Origin of the sequence: Hylemonella sp. W303a, assembly GCF_046452315.1 — a bacterium.
Lineage (GTDB): Bacteria > Pseudomonadota > Gammaproteobacteria > Burkholderiales > Burkholderiaceae_C > Hylemonella.
This window is the reverse complement of record NZ_JBKFDG010000001.1, coordinates 294,271-317,578: the sequence shown is the minus strand read 5'-3', so window position 1 is coordinate 317,578 and position 23,308 is coordinate 294,271. Positions and strand designations below refer to the sequence as shown.

The 23,308-nt window shown below is 64.6% G+C and carries 18 protein-coding genes, 1 other RNA gene and 1 pseudogene; 4 read left to right on the top strand and 16 right to left on the bottom strand.

The window, feature by feature from the left end:
- Position 1: 1 nt before the first annotated feature.
- The 10 genes and pseudogenes from murF to dksA form a co-directional block, all read right to left on the bottom strand.
- Complete coding sequence (murF, locus tag ACLBKS_RS01445) at positions 2-1,492, bottom strand: UDP-N-acetylmuramoyl-tripeptide--D-alanyl-D-alanine ligase (RefSeq protein WP_410191018.1); 1,491 nt, start codon at positions 1,490-1,492, stop codon at positions 2-4.
- Positions 1,489-3,069: a UDP-N-acetylmuramoyl-L-alanyl-D-glutamate--2,6-diaminopimelate ligase gene (locus tag ACLBKS_RS01440; protein ID WP_410191017.1), complete on the bottom strand. Its 1,581-nt coding sequence runs from the start codon at positions 3,067-3,069 to the stop codon at positions 1,489-1,491. The genes murF and ACLBKS_RS01440 overlap by 4 nt, the downstream gene beginning before the upstream one ends.
- On the bottom strand, positions 3,066-4,847 hold the full coding sequence (locus ACLBKS_RS01435; protein WP_410191016.1) for a peptidoglycan D,D-transpeptidase FtsI family protein: 1,782 nt from the start codon (positions 4,845-4,847) through the stop codon (positions 3,066-3,068). Before ACLBKS_RS01435 ends, ACLBKS_RS01440 begins: the two co-directional genes overlap by 4 nt.
- A gap of 113 nt (positions 4,848-4,960) precedes the next feature.
- Positions 4,961-5,248: pseudogene (gene ftsL, locus ACLBKS_RS01430) on the bottom strand (cell division protein FtsL); the annotation flags it as partial.
- A 208-nt stretch (positions 5,249-5,456) separates the two neighbouring features.
- Positions 5,457-6,419: a 16S rRNA (cytosine(1402)-N(4))-methyltransferase RsmH gene (gene rsmH / locus ACLBKS_RS01425; protein ID WP_410191015.1), complete on the bottom strand. Its 963-nt coding sequence runs from the start codon at positions 6,417-6,419 to the stop codon at positions 5,457-5,459.
- A gap of 9 nt (positions 6,420-6,428) precedes the next feature.
- Positions 6,429-6,869: a division/cell wall cluster transcriptional repressor MraZ gene (mraZ, locus tag ACLBKS_RS01420; RefSeq protein ID WP_410191014.1), complete on the bottom strand. Its 441-nt coding sequence runs from the start codon at positions 6,867-6,869 to the stop codon at positions 6,429-6,431.
- A 349-nt stretch (positions 6,870-7,218) separates the two neighbouring features.
- Entirely contained in the window at positions 7,219-8,589 is a 1,371-nt protein-coding gene (gene hslU, locus ACLBKS_RS01415; protein WP_410191013.1) for an ATP-dependent protease ATPase subunit HslU, read from the bottom strand.
- On the bottom strand, positions 8,586-9,149 hold the full coding sequence (hslV, locus tag ACLBKS_RS01410; protein WP_410191012.1) for an ATP-dependent protease subunit HslV: 564 nt from the start codon (positions 9,147-9,149) through the stop codon (positions 8,586-8,588). The genes hslU and hslV overlap by 4 nt, the downstream gene beginning before the upstream one ends.
- A gap of 263 nt (positions 9,150-9,412) precedes the next feature.
- Positions 9,413-11,605, bottom strand: a complete 2,193-nt coding sequence (locus ACLBKS_RS01405) for an STAS domain-containing protein (RefSeq protein WP_410191011.1) — start codon at positions 11,603-11,605, stop codon at positions 9,413-9,415.
- 135 nt (positions 11,606-11,740) lie between these two features.
- Positions 11,741-12,331, bottom strand: coding sequence for an RNA polymerase-binding protein DksA (dksA, locus tag ACLBKS_RS01400; protein WP_410191010.1), 591 nt, complete (start codon positions 12,329-12,331; stop codon positions 11,741-11,743).
- A 247-nt stretch (positions 12,332-12,578) separates the two neighbouring features.
- On the opposite strand from dksA, the gene ACLBKS_RS01395 reads away from it, so the two are divergent.
- Positions 12,579-12,920 (top strand): hypothetical protein, encoded by a 342-nt coding sequence (locus ACLBKS_RS01395; protein ID WP_410191009.1) that lies wholly within the window; start codon positions 12,579-12,581, stop codon positions 12,918-12,920.
- Positions 12,921-13,108: 188 nt separating this feature from the next.
- Here the strand turns inward: ACLBKS_RS01395 and ACLBKS_RS01390 are convergent, their stop codons facing one another.
- Together ACLBKS_RS01390 and ACLBKS_RS01385 are read right to left on the bottom strand one after the other, a co-directional pair.
- Positions 13,109-14,161, bottom strand: coding sequence for a CobW family GTP-binding protein (locus tag ACLBKS_RS01390; RefSeq protein ID WP_410191008.1), 1,053 nt, complete (start codon positions 14,159-14,161; stop codon positions 13,109-13,111).
- Positions 14,162-14,286: 125 nt separating this feature from the next.
- Positions 14,287-15,468: a class I SAM-dependent rRNA methyltransferase gene (locus tag ACLBKS_RS01385; protein WP_410191007.1), complete on the bottom strand. Its 1,182-nt coding sequence runs from the start codon at positions 15,466-15,468 to the stop codon at positions 14,287-14,289.
- 149 nt (positions 15,469-15,617) lie between these two features.
- Between ACLBKS_RS01385 and ACLBKS_RS01380 the strand changes: the two genes are divergently transcribed.
- Positions 15,618-17,282, top strand: a complete 1,665-nt coding sequence (locus ACLBKS_RS01380) for a methyl-accepting chemotaxis protein (RefSeq protein WP_410191006.1) — start codon at positions 15,618-15,620, stop codon at positions 17,280-17,282.
- A 35-nt stretch (positions 17,283-17,317) separates the two neighbouring features.
- Here ACLBKS_RS01380 and ACLBKS_RS01375 read toward each other — a convergent pair whose 3' ends face one another.
- The 3 genes from ACLBKS_RS01375 to dapF are packed head-to-tail and all read right to left on the bottom strand — an operon-like array spanning position 17,318 to position 19,941.
- A complete protein-coding gene (locus ACLBKS_RS01375) occupies positions 17,318-18,334 on the bottom strand; it encodes a tyrosine recombinase XerC (protein WP_410191005.1) in 1,017 nt (338 codons plus the stop codon).
- Between the two features lie 3 nt (positions 18,335-18,337).
- Positions 18,338-19,024, bottom strand: coding sequence for a DUF484 family protein (locus ACLBKS_RS01370; RefSeq protein WP_410191004.1), 687 nt, complete (start codon positions 19,022-19,024; stop codon positions 18,338-18,340).
- Positions 19,025-19,041: 17 nt separating this feature from the next.
- Positions 19,042-19,941, bottom strand: coding sequence for a diaminopimelate epimerase (gene dapF / locus ACLBKS_RS01365; protein ID WP_410191003.1), 900 nt, complete (start codon positions 19,939-19,941; stop codon positions 19,042-19,044).
- A 415-nt stretch (positions 19,942-20,356) separates the two neighbouring features.
- On the opposite strand from dapF, the gene ACLBKS_RS01360 reads away from it, so the two are divergent.
- A complete protein-coding gene (locus ACLBKS_RS01360) occupies positions 20,357-20,929 on the top strand; it encodes an Rrf2 family transcriptional regulator (protein ID WP_410191002.1) in 573 nt (190 codons plus the stop codon).
- Between the two features lie 120 nt (positions 20,930-21,049).
- Here the strand turns inward: ACLBKS_RS01360 and rnpB are convergent.
- Positions 21,050-21,368, bottom strand: an RNA gene (rnpB, locus tag ACLBKS_RS01355) — RNase P RNA component class A.
- Between the two features lie 81 nt (positions 21,369-21,449).
- Between rnpB and ACLBKS_RS01350 the strand changes: the two genes are divergently transcribed.
- A complete protein-coding gene (locus ACLBKS_RS01350) occupies positions 21,450-23,243 on the top strand; it encodes an NAD(P)/FAD-dependent oxidoreductase (RefSeq protein WP_410191001.1) in 1,794 nt (597 codons plus the stop codon).
- Positions 23,244-23,308 lie beyond the last annotated feature (65 nt).

The following is a 23,308-nucleotide window of genomic DNA, read 5'->3' as shown; positions in this document are numbered from 1 at the left end:
TTCAGGACGAAGCAGCATGTTGTATTTCCTTTTCGACGGTGGCGTAGGCCTGGATGGCCTGCACCACGCGTTCCATCTTCATGAAACGAGAACCCTTGACGAGCACGCTGTGCACCTGCGGCAAGCTGGCCAGCACGACAAGATTCAGTGCTTCGATGTCCTGACCATGGTGCATGCCGCCCGTGAAGGCTTGCGTCGCGGCTTCGCTCATCTCTCCCAAGGTGTGCAGCAACTCGATGCCGCGCGCGCGCGCATAGGTGCCGACCTCGGCATGGAAGCGCGGGCCCTCTTGGCCCACCTCGCCCATGTCACCGAGCACCAGTAGGCGAGGACCGGGCAGGCTGGCCAGCACATCGATGGCGGCGCGCACGGAGTCCGGATTCGCGTTGTAGGTGTCATCGATCAGGGTCAACTCCCGGCCCGCGATCGACAAACGCAGGGCGCGTGACCGGCCCGAGACGGGTTCGAAAGACTCCAAGCCTCGCGCGATGGCGTTCAGCGGCACCCCAGCCGCCAAAGCGCAGGCAGAGGCAGCCAAGGCGTTCTTCACGTTGTGCAGTCCCGCCACACGCAGCGCGAAACGCAAGGCTCCCGCAGGCGTGTGCGCCTGCACCTCCCAGCGCCCTCCTTGCTCATCGACACGCCATTGAGGTGGCGCCAGCGCCGGATCGGCGCAATGCAGATCGGCTGCCGCGTCGTCGACGGAAAACGTCAGTCGGCTGCGCGCGCCCGCCAACTCATGCCAGATGCGCGTGTAGGCGTCGTCGGACGGGAACACGGCGACGCCATCGGCACCCAGCGCCGAGATCACGGCGCCGTTCTCGCGCGCCACCGCCTCGATGCTGTGCATGAATTCCTGGTGCTCACGCTGCGCGTTGTTGACCAGCGCCACGGTGGGCCGGGTGATGGCCGCGAGTTCGGCGATCTCGCCCGGATGGTTCATGCCCAGTTCGATCACGGCCAGCTCATGCCGGGGTCGCAGACGCAACAAGGTGAGCGGAACGCCGATGTCGTTGTTGAAATTGCCCTCGGTGGCCAGCATCGTCTGCGGCTTGTGCGCGCGCAGGATGGCCGCCGTCATCTGCGTCACCGTGGTTTTGCCGTTGCTGCCCGTCACGGCGATCAGCGGCAAGCGATGTCCACGCGCGATGTGCTGCCGCCAGCCCAGGGCCAATTGGCCCAGCGCGCGCCGGGTGTCGTTCACCACGATGCCCGGCAGTTGAGCCTGTCGCAGGGCTGCGGCGTCGCTGCACATAGCCGCGACCGCGCCCGCGGCGCGGGCTTGAGACAGAAAGGCGTTGCCATCGAAACGGTCGCCACGCAGCGCCACGAACAAATCGCCCTCGCGCAGGCTGCGCGTATCGGTGTGAACACGCCGCACGCGCAAATCGTCCTGGGTGTTTCCCCCTGGCTCGCCCGCCACCAGTTGGGCGTTGCCAAGCCATGGCAGCACGTCACGCAGGCTGAACATGGGTTCCGGGTTGTCGCTCATGCACGTGCTCCTTCGGGTGTTGTCAGGCGCGCCGCCCACGCATTGAGGGCCGCGCCGACCTCCTGCCGGTCCGAGAATGGCCGACGCAGGCCCGCCGCTTCTTGGTAGTCCTCATGACCCTTGCCCGCCACCAGCACCACGTCGGCTGCTTGCGCAGCGGCAACGGCGCGGGCGATGGCCAAGGCGCGGTCAGGCTCAACCCAGGCGTCGCTCTCCAGTGGCAATCCGCGTTGGATCTGCTGAATGATGGCCTGCGGCGGCTCGCTGCGCGGGTTGTCGCTGGTCAGGACCACGCGGTCCGCGTGCCGCGCGGCGGCTGCCCCCATCAGGGGCCGCTTGACCGGATCACGGTCCCCACCGCAACCGAAAACACACCAGAGGCGGCCACCGCGCTGCGCCGCCAGCGGGCGCAGGGCTTGAAGGATTTGCACCAACGCGTCCGGAGTGTGGGCGTAGTCGACCACGGCCAGTGGCATGCCTTCCCCGCCCTGGAACTCCATGCGCCCTGGCACAGGATGCAACTCGCCACACGCGGCCGCGGCCTGGGCCAATGGGAAACCCAGGCAGCGCAAGGTGGCGACCACCCCGAGAAGATTGCTGACGTTGTAAGCGCCCAGCGTACGCACCTGCAGGCTGGCAGTCAGCGCGCCTTCACGCAGTTCGAAGCGCAGGCCTTGGGCGGTCATGCGGATGTCGCTGGCGCGCAAGCGGGCCGTGTTGTCGGCGCGCAAGGAACAGGTCCACAGATCCAACCCGGCGCGCGAGGCCAGTGTCTTGGCGAGTTCAGCGCCTTGAGCGTCGTCCACATTGACCACGGCAGCGGGCAGTTGCGGCCAATCGAACAAGGCGGCCTTGGCCTGCCAGTAGGCGGCCATGCTGCCGTGGTAATCGAGGTGGTCTTGCGTGAAATTGGTGAACAGGGCCACGCGGATGCGCGTGCCGTCCAGCCGGCGCTCCACGATGCCGATGGAAGAAGCCTCCAAGGCGCAGGCGGAAAAGCCCTGGTCCACGAAACGCCGCAAACTCTGCTGCAAGAGCACAGGATCAGGCGTGGTCAGGCCGGTGCTGACGATGTCCTCGGCCATGCCCGTGACGCGACCCACGCCCAAGGTGCCGATCATGGCGCAGGGGGCCGTGGGACGCAGCGCCGACAGCGCTTGCGCCAGCCACCAAGCGGTGGAGGTCTTGCCATTGGTGCCGGTGATGGCCAGCAGCTCAAGGGCTTGCGAGGGCTGCCCGTAGTAGCCCGCCGCGATCGGGCCACTGGCGGCCTTCAAGCCTTCGGGGCCCGCATAGGCCGCGATGCGTTCGGCACGCGCTGGGGCGTCCAAGCCATAGGCGTCGGTGAAAGCTGCCAAGCCAGGGGCGTCGACCAGACAGGCCGCAGCGCCCTGTGCCAGCGCGGCAGGCACGAAGGCCCGGCCATCGCGAGCCGCGCCAGGCCAGGCGATGAAACCGTCGCCCGTGCCGACGCGGCGGCTGTCGGTGGACAGCTGACCACCTGCGGCGCCGACGCGTGCACGCAGCCACTGCGTCGCCTGCTCGGGTGTGTGCAATGCATGCAGCGCGGCAGTCACAACGCGCCTCCTTGCGTCGCCTTGCCCGGACCATCCGCAACGATCTGCGGCTTGACATCCAGATCGGGCTGCACGCCCATGAGATGCAAGGTCTGCTGCACGGTGTCGCTGAACACGGGCGCAGCCACGTCGCCGCCATAGATGCGACCCGCACCGGGCTCGTCGATCATCACGGCGACGATGATGCGCGGCTGATCCACAGGTGCCAGCCCCACGAACACGCTGCGGTACTTCTGCTTGGAGTAGGTGCCGTTGTCGTCCAGCTTGCGGGCCGTGCCGGTCTTGCCGCCGACCGAATACCCCTGGGCCTGGGCCCGGGTGGCCGTGCCGCCCGCGCTAGTCACCATGCGCAACATCTGACGCACCGCGCGCGCGTGCTCGGATTGAAGCAGGCGCACGCCGCGAGCTGACTGCGCGCCCTCGGCTTCCTCTCCCTGGGTTTTTTGCAGGGTGATGGGAATGATCTCGCCATCGTGCGCGAACACGGTGTAGGCCTGGGCCAACTGGACCAAACTGACCGAAAGACCGTAGCCATAGCTCATGGTCACATGCTCGATCGGCTTCCACCCCTTCCAGGGACGCAGTCGACCGCTGACCACGCCGGGGAAGGGCAACTGCGGACGCTGGCCGAAGCCGATCTGGCTGTAAAGCTCCCACAGGTCGCTGGCAGGCATCTGCAGCGCGAGCTTGGCGATGCCGATGTTGCTGGACTTCTGCACGATCTCCGAAACGGTCAGCACCGGGTACGCGTGGGTGTCACTGATGACGGCCCCGGCAAAGCGCATCTGGCCGCTGGTGCTGATGGCCATGCTGGTCGACGGCGTGACGATGCCCCGTTCCAAGGCCAGCGCGGCGACAAAGGGCTTGACGGTGGAGCCAGGCTCAAAAGCATCCGTCAGAGCGCTGTTGCGCAGGGCCGCGCTGCCGCGCCGCGTCAGGCGGTCGGGCGTGTAGCTGGGGTAGTTGGCCATGGCCAGCATCTCGCCGCTTTGCGCGTCGAGCACGACCACGCTACCCGACTGCGCGCGCTGCTCCTGCACGGCCTGGCGCAGCCGCTCGTAGGCGAAGAACTGGATCTTGCTGTCGATGGACAGGCGCACATCCCGCCCCTCGACCGGCGGAACTTCGGTGCCGACGGCCTCGACCACGCGGCCCAGTCGGTCCTTGATGACCCGCCGCGAACCAGGCTTGCCCGCCAAGGTGTCATTGAAAGCGAGTTCCACGCCTTCGAGGCCGTGGTCCTCGATGCTCGTGAAACCGACCAAGTGCGCGGCAGCCTCGCCCTCGGGGTACTGGCGCTTGTACTCCTTGGTCTGGTAGATGCCCTTGATGCCCAAGGCCGCGACTTGACGGGCCGTGGGCTCGTCGACCTGACGTTTGAGCCAGACAAAGGTTTTGTCCTCGGCCTGCAACTTGCGCTTGACCTCGGCCAGCGGCATGTCGAGCAGGCGCGCCAGCTTCTGCCATTGCTGAGGCTGCTCCTCCACATCCTCCGGGATGGCCCAGATGCTGGGCGCCAGCACACTGGTGGCCAGCATCTGGCCATTGCGATCCAGGATGCGGCCCCGCGTGGCGGGCAACTCCAGGGTGCGGGAGTAACGCACCTCGCCCTGCTTTTGGAAAAAGTTGTTCGAAAAAACCTGGATGTAGGCGGCGCGCATGGCGAGCACGATGAAGGCTGCCCCGACCATGGCCACCACCAGCTTGCTGCGCCAGACCGGGGTGCGGCTGGTCAGCAAGGGGCTGGCGCTGTAGCGGATGTTGCGCGGTCCGGCCATCAGCGCCGCTCCTTCGCCACGCCGGCGTCGCCATTGACGAGGCCGCGCGGCAAGTTGACGCCACCCAATCGCCCTTGCACCTCGCGGCCTTGGGCCTCGCGCGTGGTCCCCGCCTCCACTGCCGCGACCGCGCCGTTGCGCCCCAAGGTGACGTAGTCGGTGATCGCGGGTGTGGCCGTGCGCATCTGCAGGCGGTCCTGCGCCAGTTGCTCCACGCGTTGGGCCGTGGCCTGGCGCCGCTTCTCCAGCTCCAGTTGCTCACGTTCGGTTTCGATGCGGTGCGCGTCCAGCGTCGCCCGGTCCAGGGCGGCGAAGAGACGGCGCGACTCGTACTGCACATGCACCAGGTACAAGGCGCTGGCCAGGACCGCCAGAAAGAGCATGAAGTTGACGCGGGTCATGACAGAGCCCCCACGCTCCCCGCTGCGCGAGATTCGCTGCCCCCACGCGCAGGCTGGCCCTGCGCTTCGCTGGGGGTGGGGCCTCGCAACCCTTGGGACGGCCCGGCGGCGCTCATCATGGCCCCCACGCTCGTCACTGCGTGTACTTCGCTGCCCCCCAAGGGGGCCTTCGCGCCTTGGGACGGCCCGGCGGTGCTCATCATGGCGCTCATGCGCCCCCCCTTCCCGCATCCGTGCGGACGGCCACGCGCATGATGGCGCTGCGCGCGCGCGGATTGGCCGCCACCTCCGCCTCGGAGGGGCGCAGCCGCTCGACCGCGCGCAAGCGCGTGGGCGTGGGCGCGGCGAAAGGTGCGCGGCGGTCGTAGACCTCGCGCGAATGCTGCGCGATGAACTGCTTGACGATGCGGTCTTCCAGCGAATGGAAACTGATCACGACCAAGCGTCCTCCGGTTTGCAAGACATCGAGACTCGCCTCTAACGCGGCTTGCAGTTCTTCAAGCTCGGCGTTGATGAAAATCCGAAAAGCCTGAAATGTGCGCGTCGCAGGGTTCTGGCCCGGTTCGCGGGTTTTGACCGCGCCAGCCACGAGCTGGGCCAGTTCTGCGGTGGTGGCAAGGGGGCGGCCCGCCTGCCGGCGTTCGACAATCGCCTTTGCAATTGGGCCAGCAAACCGTTCTTCGCCATAGTCACGAATCACCTCCGCGATCTCTCGCACCTCGGCCGACATCAACCACTCGGCGACGCTGCGGCCGCGCGTGGGGTCCATGCGCATGTCCAGCGGCCCTTCGGCGCGAAAGGAAAAACCCCGCGCCGGATCGTCGATCTGCGGCGAGCTGATGCCCAGGTCCATCAAGACGCCTTGACAGCTCTGCGTCGGCAGTTCGTTCAGATGGACAAAGCCTTGGTGCCGGATCGAGAAGCGCGCATCGGACTGAACGATCTTGTTGGCCTCGGCCACCGCCTGTGGGTCCTTGTCGAAGGCCGTCAGCCGCGCCTGAAAGGAAAGCCTGGACAGCAGCAGACGCGAGTGCCCTCCGCGCCCAAACGTGGCGTCGACGTAATGCCCGTCCTCGGTCTTGAGCGAGTCCGGCAATTCCACGGGTCTGTTGAGCAAGGCATCGACCGCTTCGTTCAACAAGACCGTGGTGTGCGTCCATGTCTGTTCCACCGCCGACCTTCAGAAGGAAAAATCCTTGAACGCGTCCGGCATGCTGGCCTGCATGGCCTGGGCCTCCTCGGCCTCGTAACGCGCCTTGTCCCACAACTCAAAGTGGCGCCCCATGCCCAGCAACATCACATCCTTGCTGATGCCGGCTGCTGCACGCAACTCGGGCGAAATCAGCACGCGTCCGGTGGCGTCGATGTCCACGTCCATGGCATTGCCCAGGAAGATGCGCTTCCACCATTGCGCGTCCATGGGCAGGGCGGCGATGCGCTCGCGGAATTTTTCCCACTCAGGACGCGGGAACACCATGAGGCAGCCGTGCGGGTGCTTGGTGATGGTGAGCTGCCCAGCGCCCAGGCCTGCCGCGTCGGAGACGAGCACGTCCCGATGCCGGGTCGGCACGGACAGCCGCCCCTTGGCATCCAGACTCAGCGACGAAGCCCCTTGAAACACGCGCAGCACCTCTTGTTTGCACCAGCACAGGAGGGTGGAAAGCGCACACGCACTTTCCACCACTTAATTGCACTTTTTTGCACTGTATCAGCAAATTTGGCGGGCGCAAGCTCAGCGGTGGATTTTTTTCAATGAAATCAATGACTTAAACGCTGAATTGAAGGCAAATTTCAATGAAAAATCGATCTAAATGAAGGACTTAGATCGCAAAGTGCATGTTTCTCTTGAAGGAAGTGGGCGCCCACAAAAACAAACAAGGGCGTCCTTGGGGACGCCCTTGATGGGGTGTCGGACCTGCCGGTCCAGCGGGCGTGCCATGCGATCACCCCGGCGGGCCGCCCGACCTGTCTCAAAGAATGAAGTGGGACAAGTCTTCGTCCTTGCTGAGCGCTGCCAAGCGCTGGTCCACATAGGCGGCATCGACGCGCACCGTCTGACCGCTGAGCTTGGTCGCGTCAAAGCTGACGTCGTCCAACAGCCGCTCCATCACGGTGGCCAAGCGGCGCGCGCCGATGTTTTCGGTGCGCTCGTTCACGTCATAGGCGATGTGGGCGAGGCGCGTGATGCCATCCGACGCGAATTCCAGGGTCACGCCTTCGGTGGAGAGCAAGGCCTGGTACTGCCGGGTGAGCGAGGCATGGGTCTGCGTGAGGATGGCTTCGAAATCCTGCACGGACAGGGACGCCAACTCCACGCGGATCGGAAAACGCCCCTGCAACTCAGGAATCAGGTCGCTGGGCTTGCTGAGGTGAAAGGCGCCCGAGGCGATGAAGAGGATGTGGTCGGTCTTGATGACACCGTACTTGGTGCTGACCGATGTGCCCTCCACCAGGGGCAGCAAGTCCCGTTGAACGCCCTGGCGTGAAACCTCCGCCGTGCCTTGGCCTTCGCTGCGCGAGGTCACCTTGTCGATCTCGTCGATGAAGACGATGCCGTTCTGCTCGGCATTGCTCAACGCCTGCGCGCGGATTTCGTCCTCGTTCACCAGCTTGGCGGCTTCCTCTTCCAGCAACAGCTTCATGGCCTCGGCGATCTTCATCTTGCGCAGCTTGCGCTTGCCCGCGCCCATCTGTCCGAACAACCCGCGCAGCTGCTCCGTCATTTCCTCCATGCCTGCCGGCCCCATGATTTCGAGCTGGGGCTTGGGTTCGTTGAGTTCGATCTCGATCTCGCGCTCGTCAAGCTGGCCTTCGCGCAACTTCTTGCGGAAGACCTGGCGCGTGCTGTTGTCGCCCACGGGGTCTGGGCGTTCGGAACGTCCGCGTTCGAGTTCCTCGCCAAAACCATCGCGCGAGAAGTCACGCGGCGGGGGGAGCAAGGCGTCCAGAATGCGTTCCTCCGCTGCGTCCTCGGCCCGGGTGCGTACCTTCTTCATCTCGGCTTCGCGGGTCTGCTTCACGGCCACGTCCATCAGGTCGCGGATGATGCTGTCCACGTCCTTGCCCACGTAGCCCACCTCGGTGAACTTCGTGGCCTCGACCTTGATGAAGGGCGCATCCGCCAGGCGGGCCAGGCGGCGCGCGATCTCAGTCTTGCCCACACCGGTGGGGCCGATCATGAGGATGTTCTTGGGCGTGATCTCGGGCCGCAGCGCCGCCTCGACCTGCTGACGACGCCAACGGTTGCGCAGGGCGATGGCCACGGCGCGCTTGGCGTCCTTCTGGCCCACGATGTGGCGGTCCAATTCGGAGACGATCTCCTGCGGGGTCATGCTGCTCATGTGGGCTCCGCTGCTTCCAGCACTTCGATGGTGTGGTTCATGTTGGTGTAGATGCAAATTTCGCCCGCGATTTCGAGCGACTGCTTGACGATCTCCCGCGCTTCCAATAGGGAATGCTTGAGCAGAGCGATCGCGGCGGACTGCGCGTAGGCGCCGCCCGAACCGATGGCGACCACGCCGTGTTCGGGCTCCAGCACATCGCCGTTGCCGCTGATAATGAGAGAACTCTCCAAGTCGGCGACGGCGAGCATGGCCTCCAGGCGGCGCAACACGCGGTCGGTGCGCCAATCGCGCGTGAGCTCGATGGCCGCGCGCTGCAAATGGCCCTGGTGCTTGTCGAGCTTGGCCTCGAAACGCTCGAAGAGCGTGAAGGCATCGGCGGTCGCCCCGGCGAAGCCCGCGAGCACCTTGCCGTGGTGCAGCTTGCGCACCTTGCGCGCCGTGCCCTTGACGACGATGTGCCCCAGAGTGACTTGCCCGTCACCGCCGATGGCGACCTGCATGCCACGAGGGGTCTGCCGGCGCACGCTGACGATGGTGGTTCCGTGAAATTGTTCCATGACGATATTGTCCCGCATCGGCCTCGAAGGCAGCATGGACGCACGCGGGCATGAGGACTTGGTGACCGCTCCTCATGGAACGCTGCGCGTTCCGAAATCGTCGGGCTCCCCAAGCCCTCACACCCGCATGCTTACTCGCATGCGCAGGACGGCAGAACGTCACCTTCAGGGCATTGGGGTTGGGGGAACCCGACGATTTGGATTTGCGCAGCACATCGTATGAGGAGGGGTCCGCCAACCCTGATGCCCGTGACACCAATCTCTCAGTCCGAACGCGGAACCACGCGCGCGTGCTCGGAGATGCCAATCACGTTGAAGAAAGCCGCCACCAGCCGATGCACGTCGCGCAGCTGCACCTGCCGCCCATGCGCCTGCTGGTCGGCCACCCAGTTGAGCAGCCCGCCCGCCGCCGGAAAGTCCACCCGGATGAGGTCGGTGCAGGAGACGACCATGTGCGTGCGCCCCGCGATGGCCTTGTCCAGCTTGGCCAGAACTTCGGTCGCGTCTCCGCTGATGTCACCGTAGAGGTCCACCCGCACAGGGTGTGCCGCGCTGCCTTCGTCCAGCGCCGGAGCCGCTTGCACATCCCCGCCAATCCAAACATCCAGCGTGCCCAAGGCCTCGCGGGCCAGCGCGACAGGCGCACCCTGATCTTTCCAAGTCGGATCTTCCAGGGCATCCCAGTTGGCGCGGATGTCTTCGGCTTCGGCCTCGGCGGGGTCACTGGGCCCCTGCAAAAGGCACATCGCTTTGGGCTCTTGCCAAGCCGGCGCCTGCGTTTCATTGGTGACACCGTAGTCCAGCGCGGCCAACTCGAAGGCGTCTCGCAAACGCATCAAGCGCAAGGCGTCCATGCGCAGGCGCCAGTGCAAGGCACTGGCACTCGCGCCGCCGCGGGTGAGTGCCAGCAGGGCTCGCTCCAAGCTTGCGGGCGCTCGGAACACGAGACCCAAGGTCGCGCTCGCTGGCGCCTGGCACCACTGAGCCATCAATTCCGCCATCACCGGCACAGCCTCCAACGTGATGACCCTCAGGGCGTGCCAGTCCAGCACCATGGCCGCGGTGCTCTCGTCCAGCACCGCGGGGGCATGCGGGGGCGCGCACATCGCGACCGCCTGTGCCTTGAAGGTCAAGGCGGCGGCCACGTCCAGACGAGCGGGGCTGCGCCAATCCGGCGGACGCACGGCGGGCGGTGCGGGGCGGTGCAGCCGCACCGCGCCCTTGCCAGGTCCGACACGATCAGGAATCGAGAACCAGCGCGGCAACGGACCGGCCGCGAGATGGGGATACACCGGCGCATAGCGCCGGGTCCAGTCCGCGACGAGCCGCTCGTACTGGGCCTGCTGTCCCGTGGCTCGTGCCAAGTCCACACAGGCCAGCAACCAAGTCTCGACCAGCTGAGGCGAAGGCACCTTGCCCGCGTGGGTCGCGCGCACCAGCGCTTGCAACACCGACGAAGAGGCCACCTGCTGCGCATGCGCCGCAGCCTCCAGCGCTGACTCCAAAGCCGCATGCAGGCTGCGCGCCGCACCCTCGTGATCACCGTTGGCATAACGGATGGCTGCGTCCTCCAAATCCTGATCGGCAAGATGATCGGGCGCAGGTGGCGGCAGCGGCCGAGCGAAGACCGTGCGCGCCGAGGAAACACCCCTCTGGGGCGAGCCGCCCGCGCGCCATCCTTCGCCCGAAGCAGCTGCCCCCCCCAGACCGGTCGGACCGGAGACGCGGGATGGTGGCCACGCAGCATGCGCGGGATCGGCTGGCATGGGCACCGTCAACCACGCCTGGTCACCTTGCCCCACCCCGTCGGGCACAGGCGCTTCCTCAGGCAGCGGGGACAATCCTGGCGGACCACTGGGCCTCGCATCGTTCCAAACGTGGCCGTCGTCACCCGACGGGTGCGCGGAGCGGACAGACGCCCTGGCCGCCTCAACGCTTTTGGGAGCCCTGGCGGTGCCTGGCTGAGGTTGACCGGTGGGGGGGGCGACGTCGCTGTCCGCGCCAAAAAAAGTCGACAAGGGCTCTGCCGCAGGGTGGCTGGAGTCTGATCCGATGTCACCCACGCGGCGCGGGGGAGATGCCGGGGAAGCTGCCGCTGGCGGCTCGCCGCTCGCTGGCAAGTGACCTGCGGCTTCGTCCTTCTCGCCACGCCACCATTGGCGCGACATCTGCGCTTCAATCTCGTTGATCTTGCGGATGGTGGCGGCACGATTGCGCGCATTCGCTGGGGTCAACGTGCTTTGGAAGGTGATGAACCGGTCCGTCTCGACGCTCACGACGGGCTCGCGGCGACGCAGTCGCCGCAGGTACTCGAATTCGCGCTTGCGCACGAAATCATTCTGGCGCTTGCGCTCGATCAGCTCCTTGAGGGCTTCCTTGCTGTAACCCGAGCCAGGCGCGGTTTCCTCCAACTCAAGCCACGCAGGCACGCTGCGCCAGTGCAAGTGGCGGACCATCCACCGCAGCCAGCCTGCGAGGCGACTGGGTGTCGAGCGCCCGGTCCCTTCTGGTGCTGGATTCATGGCACGGCAAGTGGTGCGCGAGCAGCGGAGTCAGGGGTGGGGCCGGGGACACATCCGACGTGGGAGGCGTCAGTCCCCAAACATTTTCTGCTTCAGCTCGCGCCTTTGCTGCGCCTCGAGCGACAGCGTGGCCGTGGGGCGCGCCAGCAGCCGACCCACGCCAATGGGTTCGCCGGTTTCGTCGCAGTAGCCATAGTCACCGGCGTCGATGCGTGCAATCGACTGCTCGATCTTCTTGAGCAGCTTGCGTTCGCGGTCGCGCGTGCGCAGCTCGAGCGCATGCTCTTCCTCGATGGTGGCGCGATCGGCCGGATCGGGCACCACCACGGTGTCCTCGCGCAGGTGCTCGGTGGTCTCACCGGCGTTGTTCAGGATGTCCTGCTTGAGTTGTTGCAGCCGCAGACGGAAGGCCGCGAGCTGCTTGTCGTTCATGTACTCGCTGTCGGGCATGGCGATGAGTTCCTCATCGCTCAGTTCCTCGGCGGACTTGGTTTTCCAGTTGTTGGCGAGCTTGGGATCTTTCTTCACGGGCGCAATCAGTGGGGAGTCAAAAACAGGTTGGGTCAGGGTCGAAACATAGCTCGCCCTGGTCGCATGGGCCGTGGCTTGGTCAATCGACGGCACGGTGATCTGCGCCAGCCGGGCGTTCGCCTTGCTCACGCGGGGCGAACCTTCTCCTGCAGGAGCAAGGGAGGGGACGGGCGCGGAGGATACAGGAGTTGGCGGCTTGACGGGGGCCGGCGGTGGGAGTTTTTGTGTTTTAGCAGCAGCCTTCGTCGCAACCACAGCCGGTTGCGCCAACTTGACCGGGACTTTTTTCGCCGGCACAGCCTTGGGGGCGGCGGTCTTGGTCTTCGTTGAGGCCTTGGCACGCGGCGCGGGTTTCGGGGGGGTTTTGGAAGCGGTCTTGGCCACCGCCTTCGCCTTGCCCGTCACCGTCTTGACCACCGCTGTCGCCTTCTTGGAAACTGACTTGACCGGGGCTTTGGAAACCGCAGTGGCGCTGGACTTGGCCTGGGATTTCACGGGCTTGGCGGGCGCCGAGGCCTTCTTGGCGACCGGTTTCGCCGCTGTTTTGGCCGCAGCCTTGGAGGGCACGGCCTGCTTGCTGGCCGTCTTTTTCGCACCCGTCGCACCCCGGGCCTGGGACGCGGTGGCCCCTACTTTGCCCCGTGGGGGGCTGCCAGGCGACTTGGCCTTCGAAGGGGACGATGTGCTCATCGACTTGGCTGGTTTGGCTTTCACTTGATGGACTCCTCCGGGCAAGCTCGGGCTTGCTTCTTCTGGTGCACGACAGCGACGCCCCGCGTTGACAGATGCAACACGGACAAGACCAGGATCGGCCTTAAGGGGCGCGAGTGTAATGCATGCCCGTTTCAGGCCCTCCACCCGGGGCCCCGGAGGAATCCCGCAAGGCCCGATTCAGCCTTGCAAGAATCAAACCAGGCTTTGTTGCAGGCCCTGCACCAGGATGTCCTTGGGCAAGTCGATGCCGATGAACACCATCTTGGACTGACGTTGCTCTTGCGGACCCCATTCCGGCCCCAGATCGCTGCCCATCAGCTGATGGACCCCCTGGAAAATCACCTTGCGGTCGGTGCCCTTCATGTTCAGCACGCCCTTGTAGCGCAGCATGCGCGGGCCGTAGATGTTGACGATGGCACCCAGGAAGTCTTCCAGCTTGGCTGGGTCAAAAGCCCGCTCGGACTTGAAGACGAAGCTCTTCACATCGTCGTCGTGATGGTGGTGGTGCGGGTGGTCGCAGTGCTCACCGTGCTCATGATCGTGATGGTGGTGATCACGTCCGTGGTCATGATCATGGTCGTGCTCGTCGGCGTTCAGGAAATCCGGGTCGATTTCTAGCTTGGCGTTGAGGTTGAAGCCTCGAAGGTCAAACACCTCGGAAATCGGCACCGCGCCGAAATGCACGGCCTTCTGCGGCGCGCGCGGGTTCATGTGCTTGAGGCGGTGGATCAGGGCTTCCACCTCGTCTTTCGCGACCAGATCGGTCTTGCTCAGGAAGATCTGATCGGCGAAGCCCACTTGCCGACGGGCCTCTTGGCGCTCGTCCAACTGCTGGTTCGCGTGCTTGGCGTCCACCAAGGTGATGATGGAATCCAGCAGATAGCTCTCGGCGATCTCATCGTCCATGAAGAAGGTCTGCGTCACCGGGCCTGGGTCGGCCAGCCCCGTGGTCTCGATCACGACGCGCTCGAAATCCAGCAGCCCCTGGCGCTTCTTGGCCGCCAACAGCTGCAGCGTGGTGCGCAGATCCTCGCGTATCGTGCAGCAGACGCAGCCGTTGTTGAGCTGGATGATTTGCTCCTCGGTGTCATTGACGAGGATTTCGTTGTCGATGCTTTCCTCGCCGAACTCGTTCTCAACCACGGCGATCTTCTGCCCATGTGCTTCTTTCAGCACACGCTGGAGCAGGGTGGTCTTGCCGGAACCGAGAAAGCCAGTGAGGATGGTGGCGGGAATCAGGGCCATGGTGGGTTTCTCGCAAGCTGGAAGCAATAAAGGCCGCTGCAGGGAAGCGGCCTGTCTGGGAAATCTGAGGGAGTTTATCGATTAGTTCAAGGCCCTGCGCGCCAGGGGTGCGGGCAGACGGCAGATCACTTCTTCATCACCACCAGCCCCTTGAGGTACTCGCCTTCCGGGAACGCCAGCGTCATCGGGTGGTCGGGCGCCCCCCCCAAACGTTCCTGGATGTAGCCGTCCACGCCTGCGTCCGCGCCCGCAGATGCGACGATCTTGTGGAACAGCTCCACGCCGATGCCACCCGAACAGGAGAAGGTGAACAGCACGCCGCCTGGCTCCAGCAGCTTGAAGGCAAGGCGGTTGATGTCCTTGTAGGCACGGGCCGCGCGCTCGGCATGGGTCACTGTGGGGGCGAATTTGGGCGGGTCGAGGATGATGGCATCAAAGTTGCGCCCTTCCTCCGCAAAGCGGCGCAGGCTGGCGTTCACATCGGCATCCAGGAACTCGCAGCGTTCCGCGTCCAAACCGTTGAGCGCCACGTTCGCGCGCGCCTGCGTCAGCGCGGGGCCCGATGAGTCGATGGAGGTGACATGGGCCGCTCCGCCGGCCAAGGCCGCCACGGTGAAGCCCCCTGTGTAGCAATAACAATTCAGAACTTTCTGGAATTGCAGGCGCCGTGTGAAATCGCAGAAGCGCTTGCGGCTGTCTCTCTGGTCGAGGTAAAAGCCAGTCTTGTGACCCTGAGCAATGTCCAACCCCAACTTCCAGTCGTGTTCCCGCAGGACCAGCGCAGTCCCTCCCTGTCCTCGGAGCCATCCGGTGACCTCGGGCAAGCCCTCCAGCCCGCGGGCGCTGGCATCCGAGCGTTCGTAAAGACGACTCAAACCTGTTTCGCTCAGCAATGCATCGGCCAACACCTCTTTCCAGCGCTCCACGCCTGCGCTGGTGAACTGCGCGACCAGGGTGTCGCCATAGCGATCGACAATCAATCCAGGCAAACCATCGGCTTCGCCATGCACCAGACGCAGTCCGTCGCTGGCAATCGCGAACCGCGCACGTGCTCGAACAGCGGCGGCCACACGCTGGCGAAAGAAGTCCGGGTCGATGCGCTGGCGCTCATCGAAGCTCCAGACCCGGGCCCGAATCTTGGACTGCGGACTGTAGGCCGCCCAGGCCAGGAAATCCCCCGCCGAGGATTCCACGCGGACGGTTTCGCCCATGTCCGCGCCGCCCTTGGCGATGGCCGACTCGAACAACCACGGGTGTTGGCGCTGCAAGGCGCGATCCTTGCCCTCTTTGATGCGTATGACTTTCATGGAGCCCGATTGTCGCGGCTATTGCAAAGAGGAATGCGTCGCACCCCACAGGGAAACAGGACGGCCGCGGAAGTCCGGGGCTTTCCCGGACTATGCATCGGGCCCGCTTGGGCATAGAGTGCCCGGTATACAACACGGAGACGCGCACCATGCGCATCAAAGATTTGCAGATAGGCGCCCAACTCATGGGCGGCTTCATACTCGTGCTGGTGCTGGCCGCCGCACAGGCGTTGTATGCCATTTACGGAGCCCGGTCACTCAACGACAACGCGCGTCAGATGACCGAGCGATGGTTGCCCGCCACCCAACACGCAGGCGAGTTGCACGCGCAAGTCAACTTGCTGAGAGCGGCACAGTTCCAGCATGTGCTGACCTTTTCCGAAGACGAGCGGCGTGCGCTTGAAAAACAAATGGAGGCCATGCGCAAAGACATCGACCAAGAGATGCAAAGCCTGGCTCCGTTTTTCACCGAAGGCACGCAACAGCAAACCCTCGCGGCGCTGCAGGAAGCCTGGAAACAGTACAAGACCCAGCAGGAGGAAATCGTTAGCTTGGCGCGGCAGCGGCGGGACGAGGAAGCCCTGGACATCCTCAAAGGGCCGGCGCTGAAGACTTTCGGTAGCCTGACGACTGAAGTGGGCAAACTCGGCGAGCAGGCGAAATTGGGCGCTGACGAGGCCCATGCGCAAAACGGAGCCGTGCGTGACCGCGTGCTTTATGGCAACTTGGGCTCGCTGCTGCTGACCTCCGTGCTCGGCCTGCTCATTGGACACGCGTTGAGCCGACGCATCTCTGGAGGTGCGCGTCACGCCGCTCAACTGGCGTTGCGCGTGGCCCAAGGGGACTTGAGCGCGCCGATCCAACCCAATACCCGCGATGAATTCGGACAGTTGCTCCAAGCTTTGTTGGAGATGCAGACCGCGCTGACGAACCTAGTTGCCAGGGTTCGGGCGGGCAGCGAGGCCGTTTCCATGGCCAGCGCCGAAATCGCTGAAGGCAATCAAGACCTCAGCGCACGCACCGAAGCGCAGGCCAGCTCATTGGAGCAAACCGCCGCGTCCATGGAACAACTGGGCAGCACCGTCAAACAGAACGCGGCCAACGCGGTGCAAGCCAATCAATACGCGCAGGAAGCTTCGGCCGTCGCTGCCCAGGGCGGTGAAGTGGTGTCGCAGGTCGTCGAGACCATGAAGGGCATCAGCGAAGCCAGCAAGAAGATCGCCGACATCATCAGCGTGATCGATGGCATTGCCTTCCAGACCAACATCCTCGCGCTGAACGCGGCGGTGGAAGCCGCGCGCGCGGGTGAACAGGGCCGGGGCTTCGCCGTCGTGGCCGGCGAGGTGCGTGCCTTGGCGGGCCGCAGCGCAGATGCCGCCAAGGAAATCAAGAACCTCATCACGGCCAGTGTCGTGAAGGTGGAACAGGGCGCAAGCCTGGTGGATCAGGCCGGCAGCACCATGGGCAAGGTGGTGGACAGCATACGACGTGTCACCGAGATCATGGGCGAGATCAGCGCCGCCAGCGCCGAGCAAAGCGATGGAGTAGCCCAGGTCGAGGAAGCCATCACCAACATGGACAAGACCACCCAGCAGAACGCCGCGCTGGTGGAAGAGATGGCCGCCGCGACGAACAGCATGAAGACCCAGGCCCAGGCCTTGGTACGCACGGTCGGCGTGTTCAGGCTCAAAGACGGCACGCCGGTTCCGATGGCTTTGGCGGGACCAGACGGATCGCCAGACTCAGTCGAAACGGACGCAACGCGGCTACCGCTGACGGACATGCCCCAGCTGCCCATGTCCGGCACCCCATGAGATTCCAACTCAACCTTTGACTCAGCGGTTCAAGCTCATTTCTTGTCGCTGCGCTTGAGGTTGGGCTTCTGGCCCAATTTGGCGCGCGGATGCGCATCGTCATAGGCCCGAGCGAGATGTTGAAAATCCAGGCGCGTGTAGACCTGCGTGGTGCCGATGTTGGCGTGCCCCAACAATTCCTGGACCGCCCGCAAATCACCACTCGATTGCAAAACATGGCTGGCGAAGGAATGGCGCAGCATGTGCGGATGCACCGGTGTGGCCAACCCTGCTAGGAGGCTGCGCCGCTTCAAACGCTGCCAGATCGATTGGGGCGTGAGGCGCGTGCCGTTGCGGCCGATGAAAAGCGCGACTTGCCCGTCTTGATCGGCTGCTGACACTCCTTGCACTCGCACCTCCAGCCATTGCAGCAAAGCCTTGCGGGCGGCAGTCCCCACGGGCACGGCGCGGCGTTTGCCACCCTTACCCTGAACTTCCACCTCTCCGGCCTCCAAGTCCAACCAACCTCTGCCCGCCCTGCGGGCCGCCTCACTGGGGGCAACGTTCAGGCCTGTGAGTTCGCTCACGCGCAAGCCACTGCTGTACAGCAGTTCCGTCATCGCCGCGTCACGGGCCGTGAACCAGCGATCTTCCGAAGCCTCACCCTGAAGCGGGTCCGCCTCAGGACCGCCGCCACGAAAACTGGCCAGCCGAACCGCATCGTCCACGCTCAAGGCCTTCGGCAAGGGCTTGGCCGCCTTGGGCGCCCGCACGTCCTGCACAGGATTGCTGGTGATGTGCCCCTGGCGCCCGAGCCAGGCGTAGAAGCCACGCCAGCCAGACAGAATGAGGGCAATGCCGCGTCCGCTACGGCCGCTGGCGTGCATCTGGGCGATCCACCGCCGCACATGCGCCCCATGAACTTGCAGCAGAGGCACCCCAGCCTGGCGCGCGAACTCACCCAGCTTGGCCAGGTCCAGCGTGTACAGCTCGACCGTGCGCTGCGCGAGGCGCTTTTCGACGCGGACATGCGTCAGATACTGCTCAACGAGTTGCGTATCCGACGGCGCCATGCCTTACCTCAAGCGCGACAGCGCCGCACTCGCCACCTCGGCGATGCGAGACAGGAAATCCGTCCCCATGGTGCTGGTGTAACGCTGCGCATCCGGTGACGCGAGCACGATCAGACCGATGGTGGAAGGCGAGTCCGAAGCCTGCTCAGTGCGCGTGAATTCCGGTTCCACGGCGCGCAGTGGCAGCAGCGCCAGGGAGACGGCCTGCTCGGGATGAGGCAACCATGCGGCGACTTCAAAGCCCGTGTTCACACCGCAAAAGGGTTCGCGCAAGGCATTGGCGAATTCCCGCACCTCGTGGGTAGCGCCTTGGGCCCAAGGCGCATCCGCATGCGTTTGAGCCACGCCCCAAACGCGCAAGGCCACCTGGGGAACAGCGAACTGCTGCTGAATAGAGTCGGCGATGAGAGCCGGCACGCGAGTCGAGTCATGCTCCAGAAACAGATCACGCGACCACCGCAAGAGGCGGTCTGCCAACATGGTGTTGTCAGCGCCATGGCGCAGCAACTCCATCAAACGCATCTCGAAGGCACGGATCTTCTCTCGCAGCAACTCAGCCTGACGCTCTTGCAGGCTGACTGTGCGTCGACTGTGGGGGCTGACAAGCACGATCTCAGCCAGCGCATCCGCGTTGCGGTCAAAGAACGCTGGATTGCCACGCAAGTAGCGAACGATTTCTTCTTCGGTCATGGAGAACAGCTACAGCCTCAGGAACGCACAAGGTCAGACGCAATATCGGACAGGTCCGGGACGTCGATTTCGCCGTGAAAGACCGTGGTGGCCGGGCCGGTCATCAGGACCGGGCGTCCCTCGCCCCACTCGATGGTCAACACGCCGCCATGGGTGTGCACGTCAACGCACCCATCCAGCAGGCCCAGGCGGATGCCAGCCACGACCGCGGCGCAGGCCCCGGTACCGCACGCCAGGGTCTCGCCCGCACCTCGTTCCCAGACGCGCAGCTTCACGCGATCACGTGCCACCACCTGCATGAACCCTGCATTGACCCGACGCGGAAAACGCGCATGGTGTTCGATGCTTGGCCCCTGCTCACGCACGGCGGCGGCATCGACGTCCGCGACGATTTGCACGGCATGTGGGTTCCCCATGGACAGCACCGCCAGATTCACCGATACACCGTCTACGGGCACCAGCCAGGTCTGCCAGGCGCCATGCGCGTTGCGGTGCTCGACGGGCTTGAGGCCATCCGCATCAAAAGGCACTCTCGCCAAGTCGAAGATGGGCGCGCCCATGTCCACCGTGACGCGGCCATCTGACGTGATTCGAGGTTCGATCACGCCACCCAGCGTCTGCACGCGGATTGACGGTTTCTCACTCAAACCCCGGTCGTGCACGAAGCGGGCAAAGCAGCGGGCGCCGTTACCACATTGTTCGACCTCCGCACCGTCGGCGTTGTGGATGACGTACTCGAAATCGATGCCAGGCCCGGGTGATGGACGCACGCTCAAAATCTGGTCCGCGCCCACGCCGAAATGTCGGTCCGCCAGCCAGCGGTACTGGGCCGTGTTCAAGCCCAGCGAATCCTGGGTTTCATCGAGCACGACAAAGTCGTTGCCCGCGCCCTGCATTTTGGTGAAGCGTATGCGCATGGCGCAAATTATCGGGCAGACCGAAGGGCCTCCCCGATCGAGGCCCGGCGCGCTTGACGCGGCACGCTTTGGTGCAAACGCCCTTCGGGATTGCGCAGGGTTTTCAATCTGGGCCTGAACAAACCCAAACCAGGCCATCACGACCCGGAAGGCCGGACCGCAGCAAGCCCTGAGCGGCCCGTTCGCCGGATTTACATAACTTTAAAAGCGAAAATTGTTAGCACACACTTTCGCTCATAGCCAATGGTTGCTGAAGATTTCAAAGCTCTCTAAAAAATGATGCCGAATCACCTTGAAGTCGCGGGGAACTTCCCCATGTTGGAATGACTCAGTCCACCACCGACTGGGTTGGGCGCGTCCGAATAGCTCGCTCGGTCGGGTTCGTTGTTACTGGCTAAGAGAAAAGGAGTTCCCCATGCGTCTGAGCGCCAAAAGCCGCTTCGCCGTCGCCGCCATGATCGACCTCGCATTGCGCGAGGCCGCAGGCCCCGTGCCGCTGAACTCCATCGGCCAACGCCTGCAAATTTCCCTGTCATACCTGGAACAGCTGTTTTCCAAGCTGCGCCGCGCCAACTTGGTGGAGAGCACCCGAGGTCCTGGTGGCGGCTACACATTGGGCCGCAGTGCGCAACGCATCAGCGTGGCCGACATCATCCGCGCCGTCGAGGGCACTCAGGAGCTGATGGGCGAGGAAGTCGCGGATGCCGGTGAAGCCGGGCTGCAACTCACGCGCGACCTTTGGTCAGGCCTGAGCAGCCGCATGATGGACCACATGGAAGGCATCAAGCTGCATCAGCTCTGTGAAGAACAGCGCTCCAAGGGTGTGGACCTGGGCGCGGATGCGACTTCGCAACCCGCCGCAGCGCGCGGCGTGACCCAGACGCGCCGCGGCATCTTCGCGCCTCGCCCGGTGGAACGCCCCCGAACCACGGCACCCAATTCGGTGTTCGCGCTGGGCGCGGCGTTGGCTGCAGCATCGAAGTCCTGACAGCGCTCCCATCGCATCTTGCCCTCAGGGTGCGATGGTGTCGCAGGCGTCGTGAAAAGGCTGGCACGGTCCAGCCTTTTTCTTTGGAATCGCCCCAAGCAGCGCGCAGAGCAGCCAAAAGTGTGAAGTCGGCCTGTAAGCCGGATTCTGTGCATCACGGTTGCCCGTGACGTGACCGCCATTCATCTGGGCCGCTGGTCACCCATGCGGCTCGGTGCCACCTACCCGCACACTCGGGGGGCCCCGTCATCGTGTGCCTATTTGGTGTTGCTGCGCGTAGAGATTGCCCGTTTCACCCGAACTCAATCGGCTCGTCTCTGTTGCTCTGATCCTCACCTCGCGGTGGAGAGGTGTTACCTCCTACGCTGCCCTGCGCAGTCCGGACGTTCCTCCAGCACCAGGTTTCCCTGATCGTGCCAGCGGCGGTCCAGCCGACTTCACGGACGGCATTATCCCCCGCCTTATCATTCCGACTTTGCTGCACCTCTTTCTGCTTGATCACCACAAGCCCGAGGCATCCATGATCCGTCTGTCCGAACTCAAGCTCCCGCTGGAGCACGCCCCCGACGCCCTGCCCGCGCTCATCGCGCGGACGCTGGGCATCACACCCGATGAACTCAGGGCCCATCACGTTCACAAACGCAGCTTCGACGCGCGCAAGGCCGAGTTGCTGCAGGTCTACATCGTTGACGTCGAAGTGGCGCCTGACCTGGAAGCGCGTCTACTGGCGCAGTGGGACCGTCATCCCCACATCGGCCCCAGCCCCGACCTGAGTTACCGCGCACCTGTGCAGGCGCCGCATGATTTTGCCAACCGCCTCCAGAACCATCCTGAGCATCGCCCCGTGGTCATCGGCTTTGGTCCCTGCGGCATTTTTGCGGCCTTGCTGCTGGCCCAGATGGGTTTTCGGCCGATCGTGTTGGAGCGCGGCAAAGCCGTGCGCGAACGCACCCAGGACACCTGGGGCCTGTGGCGCAAGAAAGTGCTGCACCCTGAGTCGAATGTTCAGTTCGGCGAAGGGGGTGCGGGCACTTTCAGCGATGGCAAGCTCTACAGCCAAATCAAGGACCCGCGCCATCTGGGCCGCAAGGTGCTGAACGAGTTCGTGGCCGCAGGGGCACCGGAAGACATCCTGACGGAGGCACACCCTCACATCGGCACTTTCAAGCTGGTGAAGATGGTCGAGTCGATTCGCGCGCAGATTGAATCCTTGGGCGGGGAAATCCGTTTCCAACAGCGCGTGACGGATCTGCTGCTGGACACCGATGCATCCGTTCAGGGGCAACACGGCCTGCGCGGACTGAAGGTGCTCGACCTGGCCACCGGAACCTCCTACGAACTGCCAACGCACCATGCGGTGCTGGCGCTGGGCCACAGCGCGCGCGACACCTTCGCGCGGCTGTGGGACCAGGGCGTGGCCATGGAGGCCAAGCCCTTCTCGATTGGCTTCCGGATCGAGCATCCGCAAAGCCTGATCGACCGTGCCCGCTGGGGGCGCCATGCAGGTCACCCCCTGCTGGGCGCGGCCGATTACAAGTTGGTTCACCACGCCAGCAATGGGCGCGCCGTCTACAGCTTCTGCATGTGCCCAGGTGGCACCGTGGTCGCCGCCACTTCGGAGCCGGGCCGGGTGGTCACCAACGGCATGAGCCAGTACTCCCGGGCAGAACGCAACGCCAACGCCGGCATGGTCGTGGGCATTGAACCGGGCGACTACCCCAATGGTGTTCAAGATCAGGCGGACTGGATCGCGGCCTTTGGCGAGGACGATGGCCGCCGGTATGCCGCGCAGGCGGCAGCGCTGACCCAACAGCACCCCCGGCGATACCACCCACTGGCTGGCGTCGTGCTGCAACGCAAGCTTGAAGCGCGCGCCTACGAATTGGGCGGCGCAAGCTACGAAGCGCCGGGCCAGTTGGTGGGCGACTTCCTGGCGCAACGGCCGTCGCAAAAGTTTGGGGCCGTCCTGCCCTCCTACAAACCGGGCGTGAAGCTGGGCGATCTGAGCCTCGCCTTGCCGGGTTACGCGATCGAAGCCATGCGTGAAGCGCTTCCCGCCTTTGGCAAGAAGATCAAGGGTTATGACCTGGCGGACGCGGTGCTGACCGGTGTGGAAACGCGCACCTCTTCGCCCCTGCGCATGCCGCGCGGCGCGAACTACCAGAGCCAGAACGTGCGAGGGCTCTATCCGGCCGGGGAAGGCGCAGGTTACGCGGGCGGCATCCTCTCGGCGGGTGTGGATGGCATCAAGGTCGCGGAAGCGTTGGCCCTGTCGCTGAGGCAAGGGCTTGAAGCGACCGAGGCAACAACCTGAGCAGGACGACACACCGTGTTGGACTGGGTTCTGGGCTCACGCCTGCGGGCTTCAGGGCCTCGGAG